Raw genomic sequence first — 21,854 nt, 5'->3', positions numbered from 1 at the left:
AATTGACTCACCTTTGAGAAAATAAACCACTAAAATGAAAAATCAAATATCCATCCTCAGCGGGCTAATTCTAACCTGCGTAATTTCCTTACTCTCTTGTACGAAAGAGACAATAATCGAACCAGAAAATTCCATTTCTACCTGGTACGGATTAAACAAAAATCCAGCTTCTCTCGAAGTAGTCCAATGGGACAAAATGATTACCTTACAACTATCAGATAGTTCCTTGGCCTATTCTGTACCTGTAAGAGATTCGGCAAATATTAAAGAACTCATATTTTTTATAGATGCTGGAAAACAAGAAGCGGTTTATAAAATATATTCTCCTCTCAAAAACGGACTTGAGCTAAAAGTGTATTCAATCTCAGGAATCTTGCTGAAAAATGGGATCATTAGTCGACCACCATCAAGAAAAAAATCAAACATCCCTTACCGCGAAATGAGAAATGATATCGAAGTAGGTACCATGCTCAATGAGGTAATTGTAACAGCACCTCGATTAAATGGGAGTGATTGGAGCGCTTGGACTGATGTACATTATGGTGGAAGTGAAGATTATTCACAAGGCTACCTCCCCTATTTTGGGGGTGGGGGTGGTGGTGGCAATTCCAGTCCAATAAATTTCTCCGACTACAATTATACTAAAATTACGAATAACTTAACTAACCCCTGTTTTATACAAGTGTTAGAGGAATTACAAGCAGGGAATGCTTATGGAAGGGTTGGGGAGATTTTACGAAAGTTCGGTCTCGAGAATTCTGGTTTGAATTTTACAATTAATGAAAAAGAATTACCCATCAGTTATTCCAAAAAAAAGGTAAATGGGCTAGAATATGATATCATAAATAGAATCTTTGGAAATACAGTAGATAACACTATTTCATTAAATCCTGTCACGCTTAATCAAGCTTCAAAAGAATTTATTGCTGCTACAATTTTACATGAAATGCTTCACGTTTATATAAATATTGATGGATTAACAGAACACAATCAAATTATTGAAAATTATACAAATGGTATAAGTGAAATGCTTATTTCAATTTACCATATGCACCCATCTGAAGCTAAAAATATTAGTTATTCTGGCTTAAGATCAACCGGATTTTACACAAAAAATATATTACCAAATTCTATTCTACACAATTCAATAAATTTATCAATTTCGAATTATGCAAACTATTTAAACAATATGAATCATGGGAAATACTGCAATAATTAAATCAGCATTAACATTCATCTTTTGTACATTTTTATTCACAAGTAAAGGTCAATTGAAGGAAGCGAATGAAATAGAATTCAAAAATTCAGAATTCAGAAACAGTTTCGCGACTTATGTTGAAAATGGATACATTGATACAACTACTTATTCCATCAATGTTTTTGTGTTCAATGTGGATGAAAAGGGAATTGTAAATAATATTACTCATGAAGGAAATCTAGATTCCGCCGGACTAAAATTTGTGGTGGATCGAATAAAAAGTAGCGAGCCATATTGGATAAAATCTAACCCCTTGGCTACGAACAAATGGTTTATATTACCATTCATTGCAGGTGATCCTAGGATTGACGGAAAACAACCAAGTTTGGAAGAAATAAATCGACTAGTAACTATTATTTTATTTGAAATCAAAAATAGAGTGATTCCAGGCGTAGATAATGTTAGACTGCTACATATGAGGCAATCCCTATATGGCAATCAAATTATAATGTGATCATTTTGTATACAAGCATTTCATAAAGTCATCCCTGCAGGAGATCCAAACTTTATTCTTTGTGCTTTATGCTTTAATCTATACTCTACTATCTATACTCTCTACTCTATTCGCATAAAAAAAGGCCTCATATCAGAGGCCTTTTTTTTATGCTAACTTAAACTCACTCGTAAAGTGGAATTCAATCTCCGGATTGTTCGTTTGATTCATGCGTAGAATCCAATCTGATTCGGCTAAGAAGACATAATTACCGTCTTTGTCTTGGGCGATATTTTGGCCTTTTAAACGAACGAATTCTTGCAACTTCTTCGGATCTTCTGAAGTGATCCAGCAGGCTTTTGTTACGGACATGCCGTCGAAGCGACACTTAGCGCCGTATTCATGCTCGAGACGGTATTGGATTACTTCGTATTGAAGTTCACCTACCGTTCCTACGATTTTGCGGTTACCTAATTGTGGTTGCAAGAATAATTGGGCAACTCCCTCGTCGGTTAATTGATCGATGCCTTTTTCGAGCTGTTTGGCCTTCATCGGATCGAGATTAATCAACTCCTTGAAAATTTCAGGAGAGAAAGAGGGAATGCCTTGGTAGTTCAATACTTCGCCTTCGGTGAGTGTATCCCCAATTTTGAAGTTACCAGTATCATAAAGACCTACTACGTCGCCTGGGAAACCTTCTTCAATGACCTCTTTGTCTTGGGCCATAAAGTTGTAAGGGTTCGCGAAACGAACGTTCTTCTTTAAGCGGATGTGTTGGTAGAAAGTGTTGCGTTTGAAAGTACCTGAACAGATGCGTAAGAAGGCGATTCTGTCGCGGTGTTTCGGGTCTAAGTTTGCGTGGATTTTGAAGATGAATCCGGTGAATTTCTTTTCCTCTGGTTCCACGGTACGAATATCGGTGCCACGCGCTTGCGTCGAAGGTGCGATGCGGGTAAACGTATCTAAAAGTTCTTGAACGCCGAAGTTGTTAACAGCTGAACCAAAGAACACAGGGGCAATATCACCAGACAGGTAATCATTGCGATCGAAGGGCTCATAAACGCCGTCGATTAGCTCGACGTCTTCACGTAATTGATTCGCATCTCTTTCTCCCACGCGGGTGTCTAAATCAGCGGAATCGATGTCGACAGCGACGACTTCTTTTTCTATTTTGGTCTTATTCGCTGAGAACAAATTCAGCGATTTTTCCATGAGGTTGTATACGCCTTTGAAGTTTTGGCCCATATTAATCGGCCAAGTCAACGGGCGCACAGAGATGCCTAATTTTTGTTCTAATTCGTCCAAAAGATCGAACGGGTTTTGGCCTTCGCGGTCCATCTTATTAATGAAGATGATCACGGGAGTCTTGCGCATGCGGCAAACCTCCATCAGACGCTCCGTTTGTTCCTCCACACCCTTCACGCAGTCAATGACTAAGATCACGGAATCCACTGCCGTTAAGGTCCGGTAGGTGTCTTCTGCGAAGTCCTTGTGACCCGGCGTATCCAGGATATTGATTTTTAATTGATTGTACTCGAAGGTCATCACGGAAGTCGCGACCGAGATTCCACGCTGACGTTCGATCTCCATAAAGTCAGACGTGGCGCCTTTCTTAATCTTATTTGATTTTACGGCACCGGCTGTTTGGATCGCTCCCCCGAAGAGAAGCAATTTCTCCGTCAATGTGGTTTTACCAGCATCGGGGTGAGAAATAATCCCAAAGGTTCTACGTTTCGCAATTTCAGTTACTATCTGACTCATTCGTTCTTCATTAAAAATCAAGGTGCAAAAATACGCCAAAAATGGGGGAATTAAAAGGGCAAAAAAAAGCCGGGGCTTTCGCCCCGGCTCCTTCTCATAGATAGAATTACTCTCTCGTATTCAGCAATGATCTTGGTCTACCATATATGAAGTAAACCACTAATCCGAACAATAACCAAGCTAATGCAAATAATTGCGCTGTGCGGCCTAAGTTCAAGATTAAGAACGTATTCACTAAGATGCCTAGTGGAGCAATGATATTTAAGCCAGACACTTTGAATGGACGATCACGGTTTGGATCTCTGAAACGAAGAATCCATACCGCTAAACAAACCATGGTGAAGGCGAATAAAGTACCGAAGCTAGTCATATCACCCAATAAAGAAATCGGGGTGAAACCAGCAACAATCGAAACAACCGCACCTACTAAAATCGTTGATTTGTAAGGTGTTTTGAAGGTAGGGTGAACTTCTGCGAAGAATTTTGGCAATAAACCATCTTTCGCCATACCTAAGAACACACGTGTTTGACCTAACATCATCACCAACATAACGGATAATAAACCCGCTGTCGCTGCCGCAGTAATGATAAATACAGCCCAAGGTTGTCCTGCTTTATCAAATGCAAAGGCTACTGGCGCTTTCAAAGCATCCCCCGTAATGTCTTTGTAATTGATCATACCGGTTAACACTAAAGAAACCGCAATGTACAATACCGTACAAATCAATAAAGACGCGATAATCGCAAATGGCATATCTTTCTTCGGATTGATCGCCTCCCCTGCTTGGGTAGACACGGCATCAAAACCAATATACGCAAAGAAGATCGCTGACGCTCCAGAGATGATACCACCCCAGCCGTAAGCTGGAAGCATCTCGCCACTTTCGTGTTTCACTAAAGTCTCTTCAGGGATAAATGGAGTCCAGTTCGCTACATCGATATAGAACGCACCCATGATGATCACAAATAAAATCACAGCCACTTTCAATACAACGATTAAGTTGTTCGCGCTAGCTGCTTCTTTGATCCCTTTAACAAGAATCCAAGTCACAAACCAAACGATGATTAAAGCTGGTAAATTCACCGCAGCTCCACCAAAAGTAACTGGGTCATTTGTTAAATTTTCAGGCAAATGTAGTCCAAAGAGATGGAGGAGTTTATTAAAGTATCCGGACCAACTCACGGCGACTGTCATTGCGCCCATCGCATATTCGAGGATCAATCCCCAACCAATAATCCAAGCAAACAATTCACCTACCGTTCCGTAAGCATAGGCATAGGCGCTACCTTCTACCGGTAACATCGCCGCAAACTCTGCGTAGCAAAGGGCTGCGAAAATACAGCCAATCCCCGCAATCACGAAGGATAAAGCTAAAGCAGGACCCGCGTGATAGTGTGCTGCCGTTCCTGTTAATACGAAAACACCACCACCGATAATAGCACCGATACCGATAGCCGTTAAACTCCATTTCCCTAATACGCGCTTGAGCTCACTTTTTTGCATGTCTTGCTCAAACATGTGCATTGGTTTTTTTCTCCAAATACTGTTATTCATAATTCTAGTTTTTAGGATGAAATACAAAAAAAATGCTGGTCACCCTTTCGAGCAACCAGCATGATAAACTATTTCTTTACTTTCTTCGAAGTTCCGAAGTCAATCACAATCGGTGCCGCCACGAAAATAGACGAATAAGCACCAAACACTACCCCGATAAACATCGCGAAAGAGAAACCTCTTAACACGTCGCCACCGAAGATTAATAACACCGTTACTACTAGGAATACGGTAGTCGCAGTCATCACTGTACGAGACATCGTGTGGTTAATCGATTCGTTGATCGTTTTGATCATCAATTCTTTGTTTCCTAAGTCAGCATCTAAACCAATCTCCTCACGGATACGGTCAAATACTACCACAGTATCGTTAATCGAATAACCAATCACCGTTAATACCGCCGCGATAAATACTTGGTCGATTTCTAATTCGAAGCCAAACAAACGAACGATACCTACCATTCCTAATACCACTAACGTATCGTGAACTAAGGCAACAATACCACCTAATGAATATTGCCATTTACGGAAACGAATCAAGATGTAGATAAAGATCGCGATCAAAGCATAGAAGATCGACACGAATGATTGTGTCAAAATATCATCGGCTACGGTTGCTCCTACTTTGGACTCCGAAAGAACTTTAGGACCTTGTGCGGAGAACTCTTTCAATCCTGTTTCTAAAGCCGTACGCACTTTATTATTAGCCGTAATCGACTCATCTTCCACTAGGTAAGACGTCGTTACTTTCAATTTCGTAGGACCGTTGAATGTTTTCACTTCAACGCCTTTTCCACCGAAATCATCCGCTAACGCTTCTTTCACTTTTCCAGATTCTACTGGAGAAGCAAACTCAACCACGTACGAACGACCACCTTTGAAATCCACCCCTAGGTTGAAACCACCTTGCATAAATAACACGATAGCTCCAATAGCGATTAATGACCAAGAGAACCAATACGAATACTTACGCTTTCCGATGAAATCGAAGTTCATTCCTTTGAATAGATCACGCGAGATGAATGTTTCGAATGTCATTTCTTTCCCCTTACCTGCTTTGATTTGACGTTTAGCCATCCAATCAATTAAGATGTGAGAAATATAAACAGATGTAAATACGGATGTAACAAGACCGATACAAAGTGTTACCCCGAAACCTTTTACAGAACCGGAACCGAAGATAATTAAGATCACACCGATCAATACCGTCGTGATGTTACCATCTAAAATCGCACTTAACGCTTTCTCGTAACCAATGTTAATCGCATCAAGCAAGCCTTTTCCTTTATGTAATTCCTCGCGGATACGCTCGTTAATCAATACGTTCGCATCGACCGCCATACCTAACGTTAACACGATACCTGCGATACCTGGAAGGGTTAACGCTGCTTGGATTTGGACTAAAACACCTGCGATAAAGAAGACGTTAAAGAACAAGGCTAAGTTTGCCATCCAACCCGGAGTTCCATAGTAACCGATCATAAACACGATCACTAATAATAAACCTAATCCCATGGACATATACCCTTGGTTGATCGACTCAGCCCCTAAAGAAGGACCGATAAACGCATCTTCTACGATACGGGTAGGAGCTGGCAATTTACCTGCTTTCAAAACGTTCGCTAAATCTTTTGCCTCCTCTACAGAGAAGCTTCCTGAGATTGAAGAACGACCACCTGGAATCTCACCGTTAATAACAGGAGCAGAATACACATAACCATCTAAAACGATCGCGATACGACGTCCAATGTTCGCACCTGTTAAGTTTTTCCAAATACGAGCACCCGTTCCGTTCATCGCCATCGTTACTTCCGCACGACCTGCTTGATCAAAATCTTGTGCTGCATCCGTGATCACATCACCTTCTAATGGAGCTGATTGACCTTCAGCTTTTTTCAAAGCCTCTAAAGAAAGGATCTCGTCGCCATTCTTAGCTGGAATTCCTTTCGCTGCCCAAGCAAACGTTAAGTTCGCAGGGAACATCGCTTTCACTTCAGCACGAGCAAACAAAGCATTCACACGAGCTGTATCCTTTACATATACACCGATGTTGTTTCCTAAAGGCAAGAATAATTTCGTTAAAGCGGAACCTGCAGACGTATCTGCTTTTGCTTTTCCTGAATCCTTTGTCGCAGGAGCTGCTGCTAATTTGTTTGCCAAAGCATTAGCCGCCGTATCCTTCGTCGCCGGAGCCGCCGCTGGTGCAGTTGCTACTGGAGCTTTCGCTTCTCTATCTAATAATGCGCCTAACGCATTTAAGCCTCCGCCATATTCGTTCAATTCATAACACTCTACGAATTCTAATTTCGCTGCACCTGATAATAATTTACGTGCACGCTCTGGATTCTCTACACCCGGTAATTCAACCTGGATACGGTTAGTACCTGGTAGACGTTGGATGTTCGGGTTAGCTACACCGAATTTATCGATACGCGCTTGGATGATCTTGTAAACGCGATCTACCGCACCGTCAATCTCTGCATCGATCACCTTCTTCACTTGTGAATCAGTTGAAGTGGAAGAAATTTTACCGCGGTTTACTGAATTAGCGAATACGGATGCCAAAGTTTGGTTAGGAGCCGCCTTCGCGAATTCATCGTAGAACAATTCGTTGAACGATTTCGTCGAAGTCGCTTGCGCCGCACCTGCCGCTGCTAACGCCTTCTCGAATGCTGGATCATTACTTTTTCCAGATAAAGCACGCAAGATCTCTGCTGGAGAAACCTCTAATACCGCGTGCAAACCACCTTCTAAGTCAAGACCTTTTTGTAAAGCATACTGAGTCACTTCTTGTAAAGTATATCCGATATATACCGGTTGTTTCCAAAGGGAATCAATGAAATGTAAACGCTTCGCTGCATCTACTTTGCCATCTGCCGTTGTTGCATACTTGATGGCTTGCTCTTTTAATTGATTAGACTTCCACGTAAACGATAGGAAGAAAATACATAAGGCTGAAATAATCGTAGACAGCCAAATAATGGCACTTTTGTAACGCATAACTTAAATGGTTAATGGTGAATGGTAAATGGTAAATAAATGGTGAATGGTGAGTGGTGAGTGGTGAATGGTGCCTCCGGACTTCGGACTACCTCCCTACGGACTTATCCCCTCCGGACTTCGGACTCATTCCCTTCGGACTCATTGCCTCACGGCGCCAGAGTGGCTATAAATTGGGTAAATAAAATTCGTAAGAATTGCGTGCGATGAGTGAATGCAGGCAACTTAATGGCTTGCATCGAGCGCGCAACGAAGATTTCGGTAGGGCTGGTGAAGTTCCAATCTTGCGGAAAATCAAGTTGTAAAGTTGTAGCAGACTGATAAACATGCTGTTCAGCCTTTACAATCGTGTGCTTAGAAGTCTTTTCCGTCTTTACTGCACCTGTCTCTACTGCGAACAGGGAGATAGGCTTAGCCACGAGCCAAAAAAGCACCGGGATAAACAGGATGAGATGGGATATTTTAACCTTCTTTTGCATTGTAGAGAGCAAAAATAGGATATTTTTCTTAGAAATCAATTCTCCGGGTAATTTTCGTATTTTTGGGGCGTAAAAACAGCCCAATGTTTCACTATACTGACCCCTTGTACGTTCAAGCTTTCATCCAATCAGCCCTTCGGGAAGATGTGGGTGACGGCGACCATACCTCCCTTTCAACCGTCCCGGCGGATGCGAAAGGAACGGCGCAACTGAAGGTGAAAGATCGGGGAATTTTGGCCGGAGTGGAACTTTCACTGGCTATTTTCAAGGAAGTAGATCCCGCATTACAAGTGAAGGTATTCATCCACGATGGAACCTGGATTGAGCCTGGACAAGTGGTATTAGAAGTCAGTGGATCTTCGCAATCGATCTTGAAAGCCGAACGTTTGGTTCTGAATTGCATGCAACGCATGTCGGGGATTGCGACCTACACGCGTTCTTTAGTTAACATCCTGGAAGGTACACGCGCGAAATTACTGGACACGAGAAAGACAACGCCTAACTTCCGTTTGGCAGAAAAATGGGCCTGTAAGATAGGTGGAGCGGTTAATCACCGGTATGGTTTGTTCGACATGATCTTAATTAAAGATAATCACGTGGACTTTGCGGGGGGAATTAAGCAGGCTTTGGAAAAAGCCTTCAGCTATAATAAGACGCTAGAAAAGCCTTTAGACATTGAAATCGAAGTTCGAAATGAAACCGAATTAGATGAAGTGATGGCCATCGGAGGAATTCAGCGCATCATGTTAGACAATTTCACTCCCGATCGCCTCCGCGATGCGATTCGCAAAATTAACGGACGCTTCATTACCGAGGCTTCTGGTGGAATAACAGAAAAAACACTCCGCGCCTATGGCGAAACGGGTGTCGATTATATTTCCGTGGGGGCATTAACCCACCAAGTAAAGAGTTTAGATTTAAGCCTAAAAGCGAAATGAATTTACAGGAAGAAGCAACCTCAGTGGGCTACATTGCCCGTTCTACCCCTAAAGGAGTCGAACTCATCACCGAAATCCAACGACTAAAGAAGGAGAAAAATGCGGTGATTTTGGCACACTACTACGTAGATGGTGAAATCCAAGAGCTAGCGGATTACGTAGGCGACAGCTTAGGTTTATCCCAAGCAGCTGAGAAAACAGAGGCGGATTTAATCGTCTTCTGCGGCGTTCATTTTATGGGTGAAACAGCGAAAATCCTAAACCCTACTAAAAAAGTCGTGGTACCTGACTTCAACGCAGGTTGTTCCCTAGCAGATTCTGTGCCAGTGGCTGAATTTGCCGCTTTAAAAGCGAAGCACCCAAACGCCGTTGTCGTTTCCTATATCAACTGTTCAGCCGATATCAAGGCGATGACGGACATCATTTGTACCTCATCGAATGCGGTTCAAATTGTGGAATCGATTCCGGCAGATCGCGAGATCATCTTTGCTCCAGACGCGAACTTAGGTCGCTATGTCGCTCACAAGACAGGACGTGAATTAATCCTTTGGGAAGGCGCCTGCATGGTGCACATCGACATTTCGTTAGAAAAATTAGCCGTATTAAAGCAAGAATACCCTGAAGCGTTATTAATCGCGCACCCGGAATGCAAGGAAGTGATCTTGAAAGAAGCGGATTATGTGGGCTCGACGACGGCCTTGTTGAAATTCGTGGAAACGTCGCCTAATTCGACTTTCATCGTAGCTACCGAGGCGGGCATCTTGCACAAGATGAAGCAATCCGTTCCGCACAAGCACTTGATTCCAGCTCCAGCAAACGAGCAAAACACCTGCGCTTGCAGCGAATGTCCGTATATGAAGATGAATACGCTGGAGAAATTGTATAATGCCTTGTATTACGAGTTGCCGGAAATCAATTTACCAGAAGCAACACGCGTTCCAGCCTACAAGGCCTTGAAAGCGATGCTCGAGGTTTCCGCTTAGTCGTTCAGTTCAAAAACAGCTTCGATTTCCACCGGAATATTATCAGGCAAAGTCCCCATTCCCACCGCGGAACGAACGCCTATGCCATTTTCTTCTCCCCACACTTGGGCGAATAATTCGCTACATCCGTTGATAATATAAGGATGACGCAAGAAATCGTCCGTCGCATTTACCATCCCAAGGACTTTAATGACGCGTTTAATGCGATTCAAGGATCCTAACTGCGCTTTTAAGGTGGCCAAAATCGCTAATCCCACCTGTCGCGCCGCTAGTTTCCCCTCTTCTATATCCAATTCTTTTCCGATGCGACCGATGATCAAAGAGCCATCTGTCTGTACGGTGCCGTGGCCTGAAACATAGTAAAAATGATCTACCTGTAAACCCGGCTTGTATACGCCTAAAGGTTTAGGAGCTGGTGGAAGTGTCAGGCCTAAGGCCGCAAAATTCTCTTCTGGACTAGTTTTTGCCATGTAATTGTCTGATTATTTCGGAGATTAAGCCCGTCCAACCGGTTTGGTGGTTCGCGCCTAATCCTTTTCCGGTATCTCCGTCGAAATATTCGAAGAAGAGATGTGAATCTTTAAAATGCGGGTCTTGGAATTTATCGTATTCGCCATACATCGGCGTTTTACCGTCTTTATCCGGCACAAACATCGCTAACAAACGCTCAGAAACCCCACGCGCTGCGTCTTTGATGTTCATCATTTCGCCCGAATTCGTAGGGAATTCTACCTCGTAGTCTGATCCATAATAGTCAGAGAACTTGGATAAGGAGTCCAAAATCAAGTAGTTCATCGGGAACCAAATAGGTCCGCGCCAGTTCGAATTTCCGCCAAACATATCGCCCGTAGACTCTGCAGGCGTATAATCAACCTGCAGCGTACCTCCCTCATAGGCAAATTTATAGGGATTCTCTTTGTGGAATTTAGACAAGGAACGAATGCCAAAATCAGATAAGAATTCCGTCTCATCGAACATTCGCTTCATAATCATCTTCATCCGGTGACCACGCAAGATCGACAGTAAACGTGTCTCCCCTTTACCTGGTTCGTACCAACGTGAAATCAAGTTGGCTAAGTCTGGACGGTTATTTAATACCCATTCCACGCGGCGTTTAAAGGCCGGTAATTTTTCCAGCATCTCTGATGTCAAGGTCTCCACGGCAAAAAGAGGAATCAATCCCACCATGGAACGCACCTTTAATAACTCTGCCGACCCATCTTCTTTATGCAACATGTCATAATAGAACTGATCGTCTTCGTCCCAAAGATTCAACTTATCTCCACCGATCGATTGCATCGCCCCGGCAATGTGCAAGAAGTGTTCGAAGAATTTCGAAGCCATATCTTGGTAAACGGGATTCTCCAAAGCGATTTCGCAAGCAATACGTAGCATATTTAAGCTGTACATTGCCATCCAACCCGTTCCATCAGCCTGTTCTAAGTGTCCACCGGTCGGTAATTGAGCGGAGCGGTCGAATACCCCGATGTTATCCATTCCTAAGAATCCTCCCCCAAAAATGTTATTCCCTCCCTCATCTTTCAGGTTTACCCACCAGGTGAAATTCAATAATAACTTATGAAAAATACGCTCTAAGAAGACTACGTCCCCTTTTCCGCCATTCATTTCCTTATCGATCTCGTAGACTTTCCAGGTTGCCCAGGCGTGCACCGGCGGATTGACGTCGGAGAATGACCATTCGTAGGCCGGGATTTGGCCGTTCGGGTGCATGTAATATTCGCGGAGGATAACGGCTAGCTGTCTTTTGGCAAAATCAGAATCTAATCTAGCCAAAGGCAAGGTATGGAACGCTAAATCCCAAGCCGCAAACCACGGGTACTCCCATTTATCCGGCATCGACAAAATGTTCGCCGCATACATGTGCCTCCAGGTGCTATTTCGACCATTTTTCCGGCTCGCATCAGGCTTCGGCATCGAAGGATCACCTTTAATCCACTCGAACACATTATAGTAATACCATTGCTTCGTCCACAGCATCCCAGCATAGGCTTGGCGCTGAATTGTACGCAGATTCTCGTCCTCAATTCCTTTCTGCAATTCCGCATAGAATTGATCCGCATCGATAATACGGTCTTCAAATATTTGGTCAAAATCCGCAAATGGCTCTCGTTGCGTGATATTACTCAAACGCAAGCGATAGACTTTCTTGCCTCCAGCTGGAATTTTATCCGTGTATTTTACAGACGCCTTTGTCCCGATATGGTTCGGATTTACGGCATGTTTATGTTTGTTTACGATATAATCATTAATCCCATCTTTCGTAAAATGGGAAAGATTATCGGAATGGTGCAAACGCTGAAAATTCGTCTCATTATCACAGAAAAGGAATTCATCCGCATCTTCCGCATATAATTTAAAACGACCCACCACGCGGTGATCTACTTCGATGAACGAATTTCCTACACCCGTTAATAGAGGTCTGTAATTGTATTTTTCATAACCCCAGCACCAAGTATTTCGGTACCAAATAGTAGGTAAAACCGTGATGGGCGCCGCCACTTTCGAGCGGTTTTCTACGGTTACTTTAATCAAAATATCTTGTTCGTCCGCTTTCGCATATTCGATCGAGATATCAAAGTATTCATTATTGTCAAAAATCCCCGTATCTAGCAACTCGTATTCCGGTTCTTTTCGGTTACGTTTCTGCGATTCGTCGATCAGCTTTTGGTAAGGAAAAGTGTGCTGCGGATACTTGTACAGCATTTTTTGGTAGGAATGCGTAGGCGTTGAATCTTGGTAATAGTACAATTCTTTCACGTCTTCCCCGTGATTCGATTCCGCACCTGTCAAGCCGAAAAAGCGTTCTTTTAAAATATGATCTCGGTGATTCCAAAAGGCAAAGGCAAAGCAAACGTGCTGTTTATTATCGGAAATTCCGCCTATCCCCTCTTCACCCCAGCGGTAGGCCTTGGACCGAGCCATATCGTGCGTAATCGTTCCCCAGGCATTACCATGGGCTGAATAATCCTCTCTCACCGTTCCCCACTGACGTTCCGTCAAATAAGGACCCCATTTCTTCCACCCTTTATTATCGTTTCGTAATTGTAACCGTGCGCGCTCCGCTCCCAATCCTGACATAGTAAATCTTTAATGTATAAATTCTTAACTTAGGTATAAATGCAAAGACCAATTTACGTAAATTGCCTCTAAAATCAGCAAATTCACCATGAAAAAACTCCTCTACTTAGGTCTTCTTATGACCTTTTTCGCTTGTAAAAAGTCAGACCAACCCTCTTCCGAATTAGCCACCATCGTAGGCGATTATTATGAAGAGCAATTAAAACTCAATCCTGGATCAGCGACTGCGAACGGTGATAACCGTTACAATGACCAATTAAACATTGATTTCACTGACAGCCACCGCGCATTAGTTAAAAGCGTTTTAGAAAAATACCAACAATCTTTAGCGGCATTAAATCGCGAAGATTTGAATGCGAACGATCAAATCACCTACGATTTATTGACTCGTGATATCAAATTAGGCTTGGAGGGATTGACCTATCCAGATAATTTGACCCCGTTGAATCAATTCTATGGCTTCCACCTGACTTTCGCTCAATTAGGCTCAGGCCAGGTAATTCAGCCTTTCAAGACCGTAAAGGATTACGAAAACTGGGCTAAACGTATGAAAAGAGGGGTGGCCTATTTAGATTCTTCGATTGTTTATTTCCGTAGAGGAATGAAGGAGGATTATATATTGCCAAAGGCTTTGGTCGTCAAAATCATCCCTCAATTAACCTCTTTCGCGGTGAAAGATATCAAGGAATCCACTTTCTATGGTCCATTAAAGCAATTCCCGGCCTCTTTTTCCGAGGCTGACAAAAAACGCATCACAGCAGAATATACCGCCGCGATTCAAAATGAAGTCTTGCCCGCTTATGCCCGCTTAGCTACATTTATTCAAGATGAATACCTACCAAAAGCGCGCACTAGTACAGGAATTAGTGCCTTGAAAAATGGTGCAGCGTATTACCAATACCTTATCCGTGTGTTAACGACCACGGACAAACCTGCGGATGAAATCTACCAAACCGGCTTAAGCGAAGTAAAACGTATTCGTACCGAGATGGAGAAAACGAAAAACGCAGTGGGCTTCAAGGGGACTTTGGCAGAATTCTTTACCCACATGAAGACTGACCCTAAATTCTACCCATATAAGACTCCTGCGGAGGTTTTAGCCGCTTTCCACGCCATTCATAAGAAGATGGAACCGTCATTAAAGACGATGTTTGGTCGCGTACCTAAAACGCCTTTTGAAATTCGCCAAACCGAAGCCTTCCGCGCAGCTTCTGCGTCTGCAGAATACTTCCAAGGATCAGAAGATGGAACACGTCCAGGTATTTTTTATGTACCTATTTTGGACGCTAAAAAATTCAATACCACATCCGGAATGGAAAGTTTATTCTTGCACGAGGCGATTCCTGGTCACCATTACCAAATCAGCTTACAACAAGAAAATGCTGATTTGCCTAAGTTCCGCCGCTTCGGAGGCAACTCTGCTTATGCAGAAGGCTGGGCATTATATACCGAAAGTTTAGGTAAGGAATTAGGCCTTTATACAGATCCATACCAATATATGGGAGCCTTAGGGGATGAAATGCACCGCGCGATCAGACTAGTAGTCGATGCAGGAATGCACTCGAAGAATATGACACGCGAGGAAGCCATCAACTACATGATGGATAATGAGCCATTAAGCGAGGAAGGCACGATCGCCGAAATCGAACGTTATATGGCCATTCCAGCGCAAGCTTTGAGTTACAAAATAGGAGCCTTAAAAATCCGCGAGATTCGCGAGCGCTTGACGAAAGAAATGGGAACTAAATTCAAGTTATCCGATTTCCATGACGAACTTTTGAAGGATGGAAATATGCCTTTAGACGTTTTGGAAACCAAAATGAACGCTTGGGCGACTTCCGTGAAATAATGAATTTAACAACAACATTCCCCATTCCTACAGCACCAGCTCTGATGAATCATCAGAGCAAGGTGCTGGCGATGGGTTCTTGTTTTGCAGCCTCGATGGGATCGCGTTTGAGTAAATTGCCGCTGGAGGTTATGACGCAGCCTTTTGGCACCCTATTTCACCCTTTTGCGATTACTAGGGCTTTATCAGGGGAAGTTTCGGAAGATTTGTATGAGCATGGAGGGTATTTTTTGCACCCGGATTACCATTCGGTGTTTACTTCGAATTCCTCAGCAGACTTAGTAGAAGATATTCGATCAGTGGCGAACGAAGTATCTATATTTACCACTTCGTTAGACTTTTTAATCCTTACCTGGGGAACATCATTTAGTTATTTTGACAAACATCTAAATAAAACGGTCGCTAATTGCCATAAGATGCCGGCGGATCGTTTCGAAAAACGATTATCAACGGTGGATGAGATAGTTTCCCATTTTTGCTCTCTACTCTCTACTCTCCCAGCTACGACGCAAGTCGTTGTAACCATCTCCCCCGTTCGCCATACCAAAGACGGAATGACGGAAAACCAGGTTTCTAAGTCTACTTTACGCGTAGCAGCTGAAATTATTTCTAAACAATTTGAAAACGTGCACTATTTCCCAGCCTACGAAATTATGCTGGACGAATTGCGCGATTACCGCTTCTATGAGGCAGATATGATTCATCCCAACCAGCAAGCGCAGGATTATATTTGGGAGCGATTTGTCTCGTCGTATTTCGACCCAGAACTACAGTCGATTAGGAAGAGGTGGGATTCGATCTACCGGACTTTGGCACACAAACCACACCCGGCTAAATTAATCGATCACCGACGTGTTTTAGAAGTGTTATTAGCAGAATTAAATACCGAAAAATACCAAGAAATTGATACGTGCAAAATCGCCGAATACGTCGCGCATGAAATAAAAAACACGTATATTTGAGGTTTGAAAAGGAAAAGAGATTCATGGGAGAATTAAGCGTAAGCAAAGAGATTATATTAGGTGCCTTGAGTACCGTTCAAGAGCCCGATCTGAAGAAAGATTTAGTGACCTTGAATATGATTAAAGACGTGGAATTAGGCGTGGGCGAAGTTCGCTTTACAGTCGTTTTAACGACACCTGCCTGTCCACTGAAAGAGAAGATCAGAAAAGATTGCGAGGACGCGATACACAATTTAGTGCATCCAGACCTGAAAATCGTCATTAATATGACGGCCGAAGTAACCACTTTGACCTCTAAAGACCCCCTTATTCCAGGCGTTAAAAACGTGATTGCGGTGGCATCCGGTAAGGGTGGCGTAGGTAAATCAACCGTAACAGCGAACTTAGCGATGGCCTTGAAAAATGCTGGAGCGAAAGTGGGAATTTTAGATGCAGATATTTCTGGACCATCGATTCCGGTGATGTTTGGGGCAGAAGATTTACAACCTTTAGTGACGGAGGTAGACGGTAAGAATCGCATTCAACCCATCATGCAATATGGCATCAAGATGATCTCCATGGGGTTTTTGGCTCCGAGCGAAAGTCCAGTGCCTTGGAGAGGACCTATGATGACGCAAGCTTTGCGTCAGTTTTTTGGGGATACGAACTGGGATGAATTAGACTATTTATTAATCGACCTTCCTCCAGGAACATCAGATATCCACTTAACTTTAGTTCAATTAATCAAATTAACCGGTGCGGTAATCGTGACGACTCCTCAAAAAGTCGCATTATCCGATGCCACGAAAGGATTAGCCTTCTTTAAGCAAGCGGGAATCAATGTTCCTTTATTAGGTTTAGTTGAAAATATGGCCTATTTCACTCCAGCTGAATTACCTGAAAACAAATACTATTTGTTTGGCAAGGATGGCGGAAAGCAATTAGCCGAAAAATATGCGGTTCCTTTCTTAGGTGAGGTTCCTTTAATTCAAGCGATTCGCGAAGCAGGTGACGAAGGCAAACCCATCGCTTCGAGTGAAGGCCCAAGTGCTGATGCGTTTGCAAGTATCGCTGCTAATTTAGCCCAGCAAGTAGCCATTTCTAACGCGAATCAAGCCTCTTAATATGGAAAATCACCCATTACATAATCGCATTCAAACCGCGTTAGACAGCATTAGACCTTATTTAGTAGCCGATGGTGGCAATGTAGAAATTGTCGAAATCACTCCAGAAAATGTACTTAAATTAGCCCTGACAGGCAATTGCCAATCTTGCAATATGTCAGCTATGACCTTTAGAGCAGGGGTAGAAGAGGCCATCCGAAGAGATGTTCCTGAAATTACAGCAGTAGAAGAAGTAAAACCCTAATAGGCATATGATGCGGATAGGAATTTTTTTTGGCGGCCCCGCGCGTGAACGGGAGATCAGTTTTTTAGGCGGTAAAACAGCCATGGCCCACCTGAACAAGGCTTTGTTTCAGCCTATCCCCGTTTTCGTGGATAGCTTAGGCAATTTCATCTTGATCAGGGAGGAGCTCATTTTTGAGGAATCGATTCGTTCATTTTACCCACCAAAACGCTTACAAACTGCTCCATTCAATGTGTATATTGAATCTTTGCCGGATGCGGATGCCGTAGAGTTATTAGCGGAGGTCGGAACGATCATTCAACCAGCTGATTTTGCCAAACACTTTGACTTTGCCTTCATCGCGATGCACGGTCCAGGTGCAGAGGACGGCAGTATTCAAGGACTATTAGAGTGGTACAACATTCCTTATTCGGGACCTAGTGTATTAGGATCGGCTATTGGTATTGATAAGGCCAAACAAAATGAATGGCTGAAAAAATCCGTTGGTTTAGACAAGAAATTCTTTGTGTTACAACGGGATGATTATAACAAGTATGGTCGCGAAACTCTTTTCGAGCAAGTAAAGAAAGAAATCGGTATCCCTTTTGTGGCCAAAGCCCCACACCAAGGATCCTCCATCGGTCTTGCCTTCGTGAAAGAGGATTCCCTCGAGGTTTTCGATAAAGCCATCAAAAAGTGTCTTTTCATCGAGGAAATTTACCGCGAGGAGTGGATTACATTAGACGAAGAGGCACAGGTTGCTTTATTACAAAAAATGGTCAACCTAGACGAGGGAATCGGTTTCCCAGTCGTGTTCCAAAAACAGGTGTACCATCATCCAGCTAACTTATTAGAAGCACTCCGCGAATACTTCACGCATACGGTCACAAAAGCAAGCATTCAATCCATTCACTCAGAAGATGCCATCTTATTAGAGTCCTTCGTGAATGGAAACGAATTTAGCTGCGGTGTCATCCAAACCCCAGCCGGACAAGCAGTGGCCCTACCTCCTACCGAGATCGTCATCGATGAATCAGTAGAAGTGTTTGATTTTAATGCCAAATACAAATCCAAATTAACGCGCAAACGCATCCCCATGCACGCGAGCCTTGCTCACCTACAAGTGATTCAAGCGCAGGTAAAACAAGCTTTTGAGGACTTAGGCTTTGGGGTTTGTACCCGCATCGACGGATTCCTAGACACAAATGGCATTGTCGTTTTACACGATCCCAACACGATTCCAGGCATGTCGCCTAGCTCGTTAATCTTCAAGCAAATGGCCGAAATCGGCCTGAATGTTACGGATTCATTGACTTACTTCATCCGTCAATCAATCCGCGAGCGCTTAAGAACTGGGAAAAACTATTACCAACTCAGTCAGCAATTAAAAGCTTTAGATGAGGCAATTGCAGCCTCCTTACAAGCTAAAGCTGTTCAAATAGTCCAAGTATTAGAGATTACTGGTGCGGACGATGAGGCATTAGAAACAAGTTTCCAAGCCATCAAGGTTCAGGCAGCTGAATTAGCCGCAATGGGTACAGAGAACTTCCGCGTTTGTACTTCTTTGGAAATCGAAGAAGGTGAAACTTTGCTTCCTTTACACGTCGCACATTTAAGTAAAGATACGGCCAAAGAAATGCTAGAAGCCATCAAAACAGGAGTCCATCCTTTGATTGCTCATACTAGAGAAGCGGCTATCGACATCACTAAATTTTATACGAATGTCTAATACAGAACTCAACCCATTACAATACCCTATCGGGAAATACAAGCAGCCTGAGGTCATTACACCAGAGATCAGAGCTGCATGGATCAAAACGATCGCAACGACTGCTGACGATTTAACTGCCTTATTAAAGGGCGTTGATGAAACCTTATTAGAAAAACCATACCGTGAAGGCGGCTGGTCTGCGCGCAAAGTCATTCACCATTTAATGGATAGCCACATGAACAGCTACATCCGTTTCAAGATGGCTTTAACAGAAGACAATCCGACCATTAAACCTTATAGCGAAGACGATTGGGCATCGATGCCAGACGGTAATCAAGCACCTATCGCTTGGTCTATTGAGGGCTTGCGTTACATCCACTTGCGTTGGGTATATTTAATGGAAACCATAACGGAATCTGATTGGAAGAAAACGTATTTACACCCAGAACGTGGTATTACGTATCAACTAGATAAGGTATTGGGGATATATGCGTGGCATTGTGAGCATCATTTGCGTCACATCGCTTCGGTTCTTTAGATTGTAGATTATAGAGTAGAGAGTATAGATCAAAAGCATAAAGAATAAAGAATAAAGCATAGAGTTGGATTCGCCTGCGGCGATGCATTCATGAAATGATTGAATATTTGTGGTTAAAATCAAAAGGGGCTGAGGCCCCTTTTTTATGTATATCAGAAAAGACAAAATGAAAAGTTAGAGAAAAGATATTGTGTTGAGTGGTTTAGATTTTCACTACAAAAAATCATTGCGCAGCACGATTTTGGTAGTGGAAATCTAAAGTACTCAATGTGAACTTTTCTCTAAATGCTTCTTTTTATTCCAGGGTGCAGTGGTATTGCTTGCCATCTGAACCGCTAACGCGATCATCAGTAGTGTAAACAAAATTAACACCCAACGAAATATTTTTTGATTCTTGTTCATAGTTGATGCGTGATGGTGGCCGAGCTTTTGGTAATTTCTGACCAAGAGCTTAGACCCGGAAAATGCAAAGATACGCAACCGGCTGTTTCCATTTGAATCATATCGCCAGTTAAATAAGAAGCTAAATAAGAAATGGATGGATTGTGCGCGACTAGGTACAAAATGGGTTCCGATCGCTTCGCGATTTCGGTCACATAATCTGGACCGCTAGAGATATACCAAAATTCAGATAACTCAAATTCCGAAAAGGGTTTACCTAGTAATTCTGCCGTTTCTCGCGTGCGAATGGCATCAGAAATTAGCCAAAACCCCGCAGGAAATTGCTTCAAGTGCATCCATTCTCCTAAGAGCAGGGCTTCTTCGATGCCTCTTTCCGAAAGATGGCGTCCTTTATCGTCAGCTGTATGTGGCCCTGCGTGCGCATGGCGAATGAGTATGAGTTCCATTATTCGAAGTCTGCTGCGGTTAATAAGCGGAATTTACCTGATTTGTGTTCGGCGCCCATTTTTACATAATGAGGCGGGCCGTATTTTAGCCGATTAATCTGATCTTCGTTCAGGGTTTTGACCACTTTAGCAGGAGTACCTAAAACAAGCGAATAGTCAGGGATTTCCATTCCTTCGGTGACAAGGGCGTGAGCCCCGATGAGGCAAAACTTACCTACTTTGGCCCTATTTAACACCGTTGCTTGCATCCCTACCAAACTCCCCTCCCCTATTTCAGCTCCGTGTACAATGGCTCCGTGACCGACCGTCACGTGAGGACCGATGATGGTTTTGTCACCTTCATCCGCGTGCAGAACTGCATTATCTTGAATATTGCATCCTTCACCCAAATGAATCTCCTCCACATCCGCGCGAATCACAGCGCCATACCAAACAGACACATCCTTCGAGACAAAAACGCGGCCCATTACGCTAGCCGTCGGTGCAATAAAAATCGCCATAGTGTTTTTATTTTATTGGTCAAATATACCTTAAATTGCGAGTCTATGAAAGAATTCTACGATTTTGGGCAATGGAAAAAAGAGGACCATATCGCTTCGATTGGCTGCGGATATGGCTGGTGGGAAGTGAGCCTATGCTTGCATTATCCAGCCCAACACCTAATGCTGGTGGATCCACTCGTAGAGCAGGAAGATATTCAAGACAGCATTGACTATTTCACGGAGAAAACGGGTTTAGTTTGGAAGACAGGGGTCGCATTGAATCCGGAAAGTTTGCAAAACCAGGATCAAATTTGGGTCTTTAATGCCTGGCACGAATTCGAAGATCGCATCGCAATGCTAGCGAAAATCAAAAGTGCCTTAAACGAAAATGGCATCGTCATCATCGAAGAAGAGATATCTAAAACAGAGCGATTACAGCACGAAGGATGTGGAAAAGATCTGTTTTTTGAACAAGAAATCATCGACGAATTCGAGCAAGCGGGACTACAGTATGTAGCGACGCAGGTCAAAGATGAGGTAGCCATTTACCTCAAATTCCGAAAATGAAAGGCGTTTTTTAGCTTAAATAAAAACCTTTTCGCAAATTTGCAGCGGAATTAAACACTTATGTCA

Annotated in this window: 19 protein-coding genes; 11 read left to right on the top strand and 8 right to left on the bottom strand. The window is 43.1% G+C overall.

The window, feature by feature from the left end; genetic code table 11:
* Nucleotides 1–34 precede the first annotated feature (34 nt).
* Nucleotides 35–1,219: a SprT family zinc-dependent metalloprotease gene (locus SKC35_RS10085; RefSeq protein WP_377979250.1), complete on the top strand. Its 1,185-nt coding sequence runs from the start codon at nucleotides 35–37 to the stop codon at nucleotides 1,217–1,219.
* The gene (locus tag SKC35_RS10080) at nucleotides 1,197–1,712 is read left to right on the top strand and encodes a hypothetical protein (RefSeq protein ID WP_377979249.1); all 516 of its coding nucleotides are present in this window, start codon (nucleotides 1,197–1,199) and stop codon (nucleotides 1,710–1,712) included. The genes SKC35_RS10085 and SKC35_RS10080 overlap by 23 nt, the downstream gene beginning before the upstream one ends.
* A gap of 147 nt (nucleotides 1,713–1,859) precedes the next feature.
* Here SKC35_RS10080 and SKC35_RS10075 read toward each other — a convergent pair whose 3' ends face one another.
* From SKC35_RS10075 to SKC35_RS10060, 4 genes are all read right to left on the bottom strand, one after another.
* Nucleotides 1,860–3,452 (bottom strand): peptide chain release factor 3, encoded by a 1,593-nt coding sequence (locus tag SKC35_RS10075; protein ID WP_377979248.1) that lies wholly within the window; start codon nucleotides 3,450–3,452, stop codon nucleotides 1,860–1,862.
* A gap of 106 nt (nucleotides 3,453–3,558) precedes the next feature.
* Nucleotides 3,559–5,007: an amino acid permease gene (locus SKC35_RS10070; protein ID WP_377979247.1), complete on the bottom strand. Its 1,449-nt coding sequence runs from the start codon at nucleotides 5,005–5,007 to the stop codon at nucleotides 3,559–3,561.
* A gap of 68 nt (nucleotides 5,008–5,075) precedes the next feature.
* The gene (gene secDF / locus SKC35_RS10065) at nucleotides 5,076–8,006 is read right to left on the bottom strand and encodes a protein translocase subunit SecDF (RefSeq protein WP_377979246.1); all 2,931 of its coding nucleotides are present in this window, start codon (nucleotides 8,004–8,006) and stop codon (nucleotides 5,076–5,078) included.
* 149 nt (nucleotides 8,007–8,155) lie between these two features.
* Nucleotides 8,156–8,497, bottom strand: coding sequence for a hypothetical protein (locus SKC35_RS10060; RefSeq protein WP_377979245.1), 342 nt, complete (start codon nucleotides 8,495–8,497; stop codon nucleotides 8,156–8,158).
* 71 nt (nucleotides 8,498–8,568) lie between these two features.
* Between SKC35_RS10060 and nadC the strand changes: the two genes are divergently transcribed.
* Both nadC and nadA read left to right on the top strand, forming a co-directional pair.
* Nucleotides 8,569–9,423 (top strand): carboxylating nicotinate-nucleotide diphosphorylase, encoded by an 855-nt coding sequence (gene nadC / locus SKC35_RS10055; RefSeq protein ID WP_377979244.1) that lies wholly within the window; start codon nucleotides 8,569–8,571, stop codon nucleotides 9,421–9,423.
* On the top strand, nucleotides 9,420–10,406 hold the full coding sequence (gene nadA / locus SKC35_RS10050; protein ID WP_377979243.1) for a quinolinate synthase NadA: 987 nt from the start codon (nucleotides 9,420–9,422) through the stop codon (nucleotides 10,404–10,406). Before nadC ends, nadA begins: the two co-directional genes overlap by 4 nt.
* On the opposite strand, the gene SKC35_RS10045 is transcribed toward nadA, so the two are convergent.
* Nucleotides 10,403–10,876 carry a RidA family protein gene (locus SKC35_RS10045; protein WP_377979242.1) on the bottom strand — a complete coding sequence of 158 codons (474 nt, stop codon included), beginning with the start codon at nucleotides 10,874–10,876 and terminating at the stop codon, nucleotides 10,403–10,405. The genes nadA and SKC35_RS10045 overlap by 4 nt on opposite strands.
* Complete coding sequence (locus SKC35_RS10040) at nucleotides 10,863–13,505, bottom strand: MGH1-like glycoside hydrolase domain-containing protein (RefSeq protein ID WP_377979241.1); 2,643 nt, start codon at nucleotides 13,503–13,505, stop codon at nucleotides 10,863–10,865. The genes SKC35_RS10045 and SKC35_RS10040 overlap by 14 nt, the downstream gene beginning before the upstream one ends.
* Before the next feature lie 88 nt (nucleotides 13,506–13,593).
* Here SKC35_RS10040 and SKC35_RS10035 point away from each other — a divergent pair, with 88 nt between their 5' ends.
* Genes SKC35_RS10035 through SKC35_RS10010 form a run of 6 tightly spaced genes read left to right on the top strand, consistent with a single transcriptional unit; the run spans nucleotide 13,594 to nucleotide 19,891 of the window.
* Entirely contained in the window at nucleotides 13,594–15,354 is a 1,761-nt protein-coding gene (locus SKC35_RS10035; protein ID WP_377979240.1) for a DUF885 domain-containing protein, read from the top strand.
* Nucleotides 15,354–16,316 carry a GSCFA domain-containing protein gene (locus SKC35_RS10030; RefSeq protein WP_377979239.1) on the top strand — a complete coding sequence of 321 codons (963 nt, stop codon included), beginning with the start codon at nucleotides 15,354–15,356 and terminating at the stop codon, nucleotides 16,314–16,316. The genes SKC35_RS10035 and SKC35_RS10030 overlap by 1 nt, the downstream gene beginning before the upstream one ends.
* A gap of 23 nt (nucleotides 16,317–16,339) precedes the next feature.
* Nucleotides 16,340–17,419 carry an Mrp/NBP35 family ATP-binding protein gene (locus SKC35_RS10025; RefSeq protein ID WP_252624028.1) on the top strand — a complete coding sequence of 360 codons (1,080 nt, stop codon included), beginning with the start codon at nucleotides 16,340–16,342 and terminating at the stop codon, nucleotides 17,417–17,419.
* Nucleotide 17,420: 1 nt separating this feature from the next.
* The gene (locus tag SKC35_RS10020; RefSeq protein ID WP_130895081.1) at nucleotides 17,421–17,663 is read left to right on the top strand and encodes a NifU family protein; all 243 of its coding nucleotides are present in this window, start codon (nucleotides 17,421–17,423) and stop codon (nucleotides 17,661–17,663) included.
* Between the two features lie 7 nt (nucleotides 17,664–17,670).
* Nucleotides 17,671–19,371, top strand: coding sequence for a D-alanine--D-alanine ligase family protein (locus tag SKC35_RS10015; protein WP_377979238.1), 1,701 nt, complete (start codon nucleotides 17,671–17,673; stop codon nucleotides 19,369–19,371).
* On the top strand, nucleotides 19,364–19,891 hold the full coding sequence (locus SKC35_RS10010; RefSeq protein ID WP_377979237.1) for a YfiT family bacillithiol transferase: 528 nt from the start codon (nucleotides 19,364–19,366) through the stop codon (nucleotides 19,889–19,891). The genes SKC35_RS10015 and SKC35_RS10010 overlap by 8 nt, the downstream gene beginning before the upstream one ends.
* A 398-nt stretch (nucleotides 19,892–20,289) precedes the next feature.
* On the opposite strand, the gene SKC35_RS10005 is transcribed toward SKC35_RS10010, so the two are convergent.
* Nucleotides 20,290–20,739, bottom strand: coding sequence for a SixA phosphatase family protein (locus SKC35_RS10005; protein ID WP_377979236.1), 450 nt, complete (start codon nucleotides 20,737–20,739; stop codon nucleotides 20,290–20,292).
* A complete protein-coding gene (locus tag SKC35_RS10000; RefSeq protein WP_377979235.1) occupies nucleotides 20,739–21,239 on the bottom strand; it encodes a gamma carbonic anhydrase family protein in 501 nt (166 codons plus the stop codon). Before SKC35_RS10000 ends, SKC35_RS10005 begins: the two co-directional genes overlap by 1 nt.
* A gap of 45 nt (nucleotides 21,240–21,284) precedes the next feature.
* On the opposite strand from SKC35_RS10000, the gene SKC35_RS09995 reads away from it, so the two are divergent.
* Nucleotides 21,285–21,788: a class I SAM-dependent methyltransferase gene (locus SKC35_RS09995; protein WP_377979234.1), complete on the top strand. Its 504-nt coding sequence runs from the start codon at nucleotides 21,285–21,287 to the stop codon at nucleotides 21,786–21,788.
* Nucleotides 21,789–21,854 lie beyond the last annotated feature (66 nt).

Origin of the sequence: Aquirufa originis, assembly GCF_042714495.1 — a bacterium.
GTDB classification, from domain to species: Bacteria; Bacteroidota; Bacteroidia; order Cytophagales; family Spirosomataceae; genus Aquirufa; species Aquirufa originis.
This window is presented reverse-complemented; position numbering and strand designations above follow the sequence as displayed.

What these genes read in the sequence shown, in the direction of transcription:
- SKC35_RS10085 (WP_377979250.1), top strand. Translation starts at nt 35, where the DNA reads ATGAAAAATCAAATATCCATCCTCAGCGGGCTAATTCTAACCTGCGTA.
- SKC35_RS10080 (WP_377979249.1), top strand. Translation starts at nt 1,197, where the DNA reads ATGGGAAATACTGCAATAATTAAATCAGCATTAACATTCATCTTTTGT.
- SKC35_RS10075 (WP_377979248.1), bottom strand. Translation starts at nt 3,452, where the DNA reads ATGAGTCAGATAGTAACTGAAATTGCGAAACGTAGAACCTTTGGGATT.
- SKC35_RS10070 (WP_377979247.1), bottom strand. Translation starts at nt 5,007, where the DNA reads ATGAATAACAGTATTTGGAGAAAAAAACCAATGCACATGTTTGAGCAA.
- secDF (WP_377979246.1), bottom strand. Translation starts at nt 8,006, where the DNA reads ATGCGTTACAAAAGTGCCATTATTTGGCTGTCTACGATTATTTCAGCC.
- nadC (WP_377979244.1), top strand. Translation starts at nt 8,569, where the DNA reads ATGTTTCACTATACTGACCCCTTGTACGTTCAAGCTTTCATCCAATCA.
- nadA (WP_377979243.1), top strand. Translation starts at nt 9,420, where the DNA reads ATGAATTTACAGGAAGAAGCAACCTCAGTGGGCTACATTGCCCGTTCT.
- SKC35_RS10045 (WP_377979242.1), bottom strand. Translation starts at nt 10,876, where the DNA reads ATGGCAAAAACTAGTCCAGAAGAGAATTTTGCGGCCTTAGGCCTGACA.
- SKC35_RS10040 (WP_377979241.1), bottom strand. Translation starts at nt 13,505, where the DNA reads ATGTCAGGATTGGGAGCGGAGCGCGCACGGTTACAATTACGAAACGAT.
- SKC35_RS10035 (WP_377979240.1), top strand. Translation starts at nt 13,594, where the DNA reads ATGAAAAAACTCCTCTACTTAGGTCTTCTTATGACCTTTTTCGCTTGT.
- SKC35_RS10030 (WP_377979239.1), top strand. Translation starts at nt 15,354, where the DNA reads ATGAATTTAACAACAACATTCCCCATTCCTACAGCACCAGCTCTGATG.
- SKC35_RS10025 (WP_252624028.1), top strand. Translation starts at nt 16,340, where the DNA reads ATGGGAGAATTAAGCGTAAGCAAAGAGATTATATTAGGTGCCTTGAGT.
- SKC35_RS10020 (WP_130895081.1), top strand. Translation starts at nt 17,421, where the DNA reads ATGGAAAATCACCCATTACATAATCGCATTCAAACCGCGTTAGACAGC.
- SKC35_RS10015 (WP_377979238.1), top strand. Translation starts at nt 17,671, where the DNA reads ATGATGCGGATAGGAATTTTTTTTGGCGGCCCCGCGCGTGAACGGGAG.
- SKC35_RS10010 (WP_377979237.1), top strand. Translation starts at nt 19,364, where the DNA reads ATGTCTAATACAGAACTCAACCCATTACAATACCCTATCGGGAAATAC.
- SKC35_RS10005 (WP_377979236.1), bottom strand. Translation starts at nt 20,739, where the DNA reads ATGGAACTCATACTCATTCGCCATGCGCACGCAGGGCCACATACAGCT.
- SKC35_RS10000 (WP_377979235.1), bottom strand. Translation starts at nt 21,239, where the DNA reads ATGGCGATTTTTATTGCACCGACGGCTAGCGTAATGGGCCGCGTTTTT.
- SKC35_RS09995 (WP_377979234.1), top strand. Translation starts at nt 21,285, where the DNA reads ATGAAAGAATTCTACGATTTTGGGCAATGGAAAAAAGAGGACCATATC.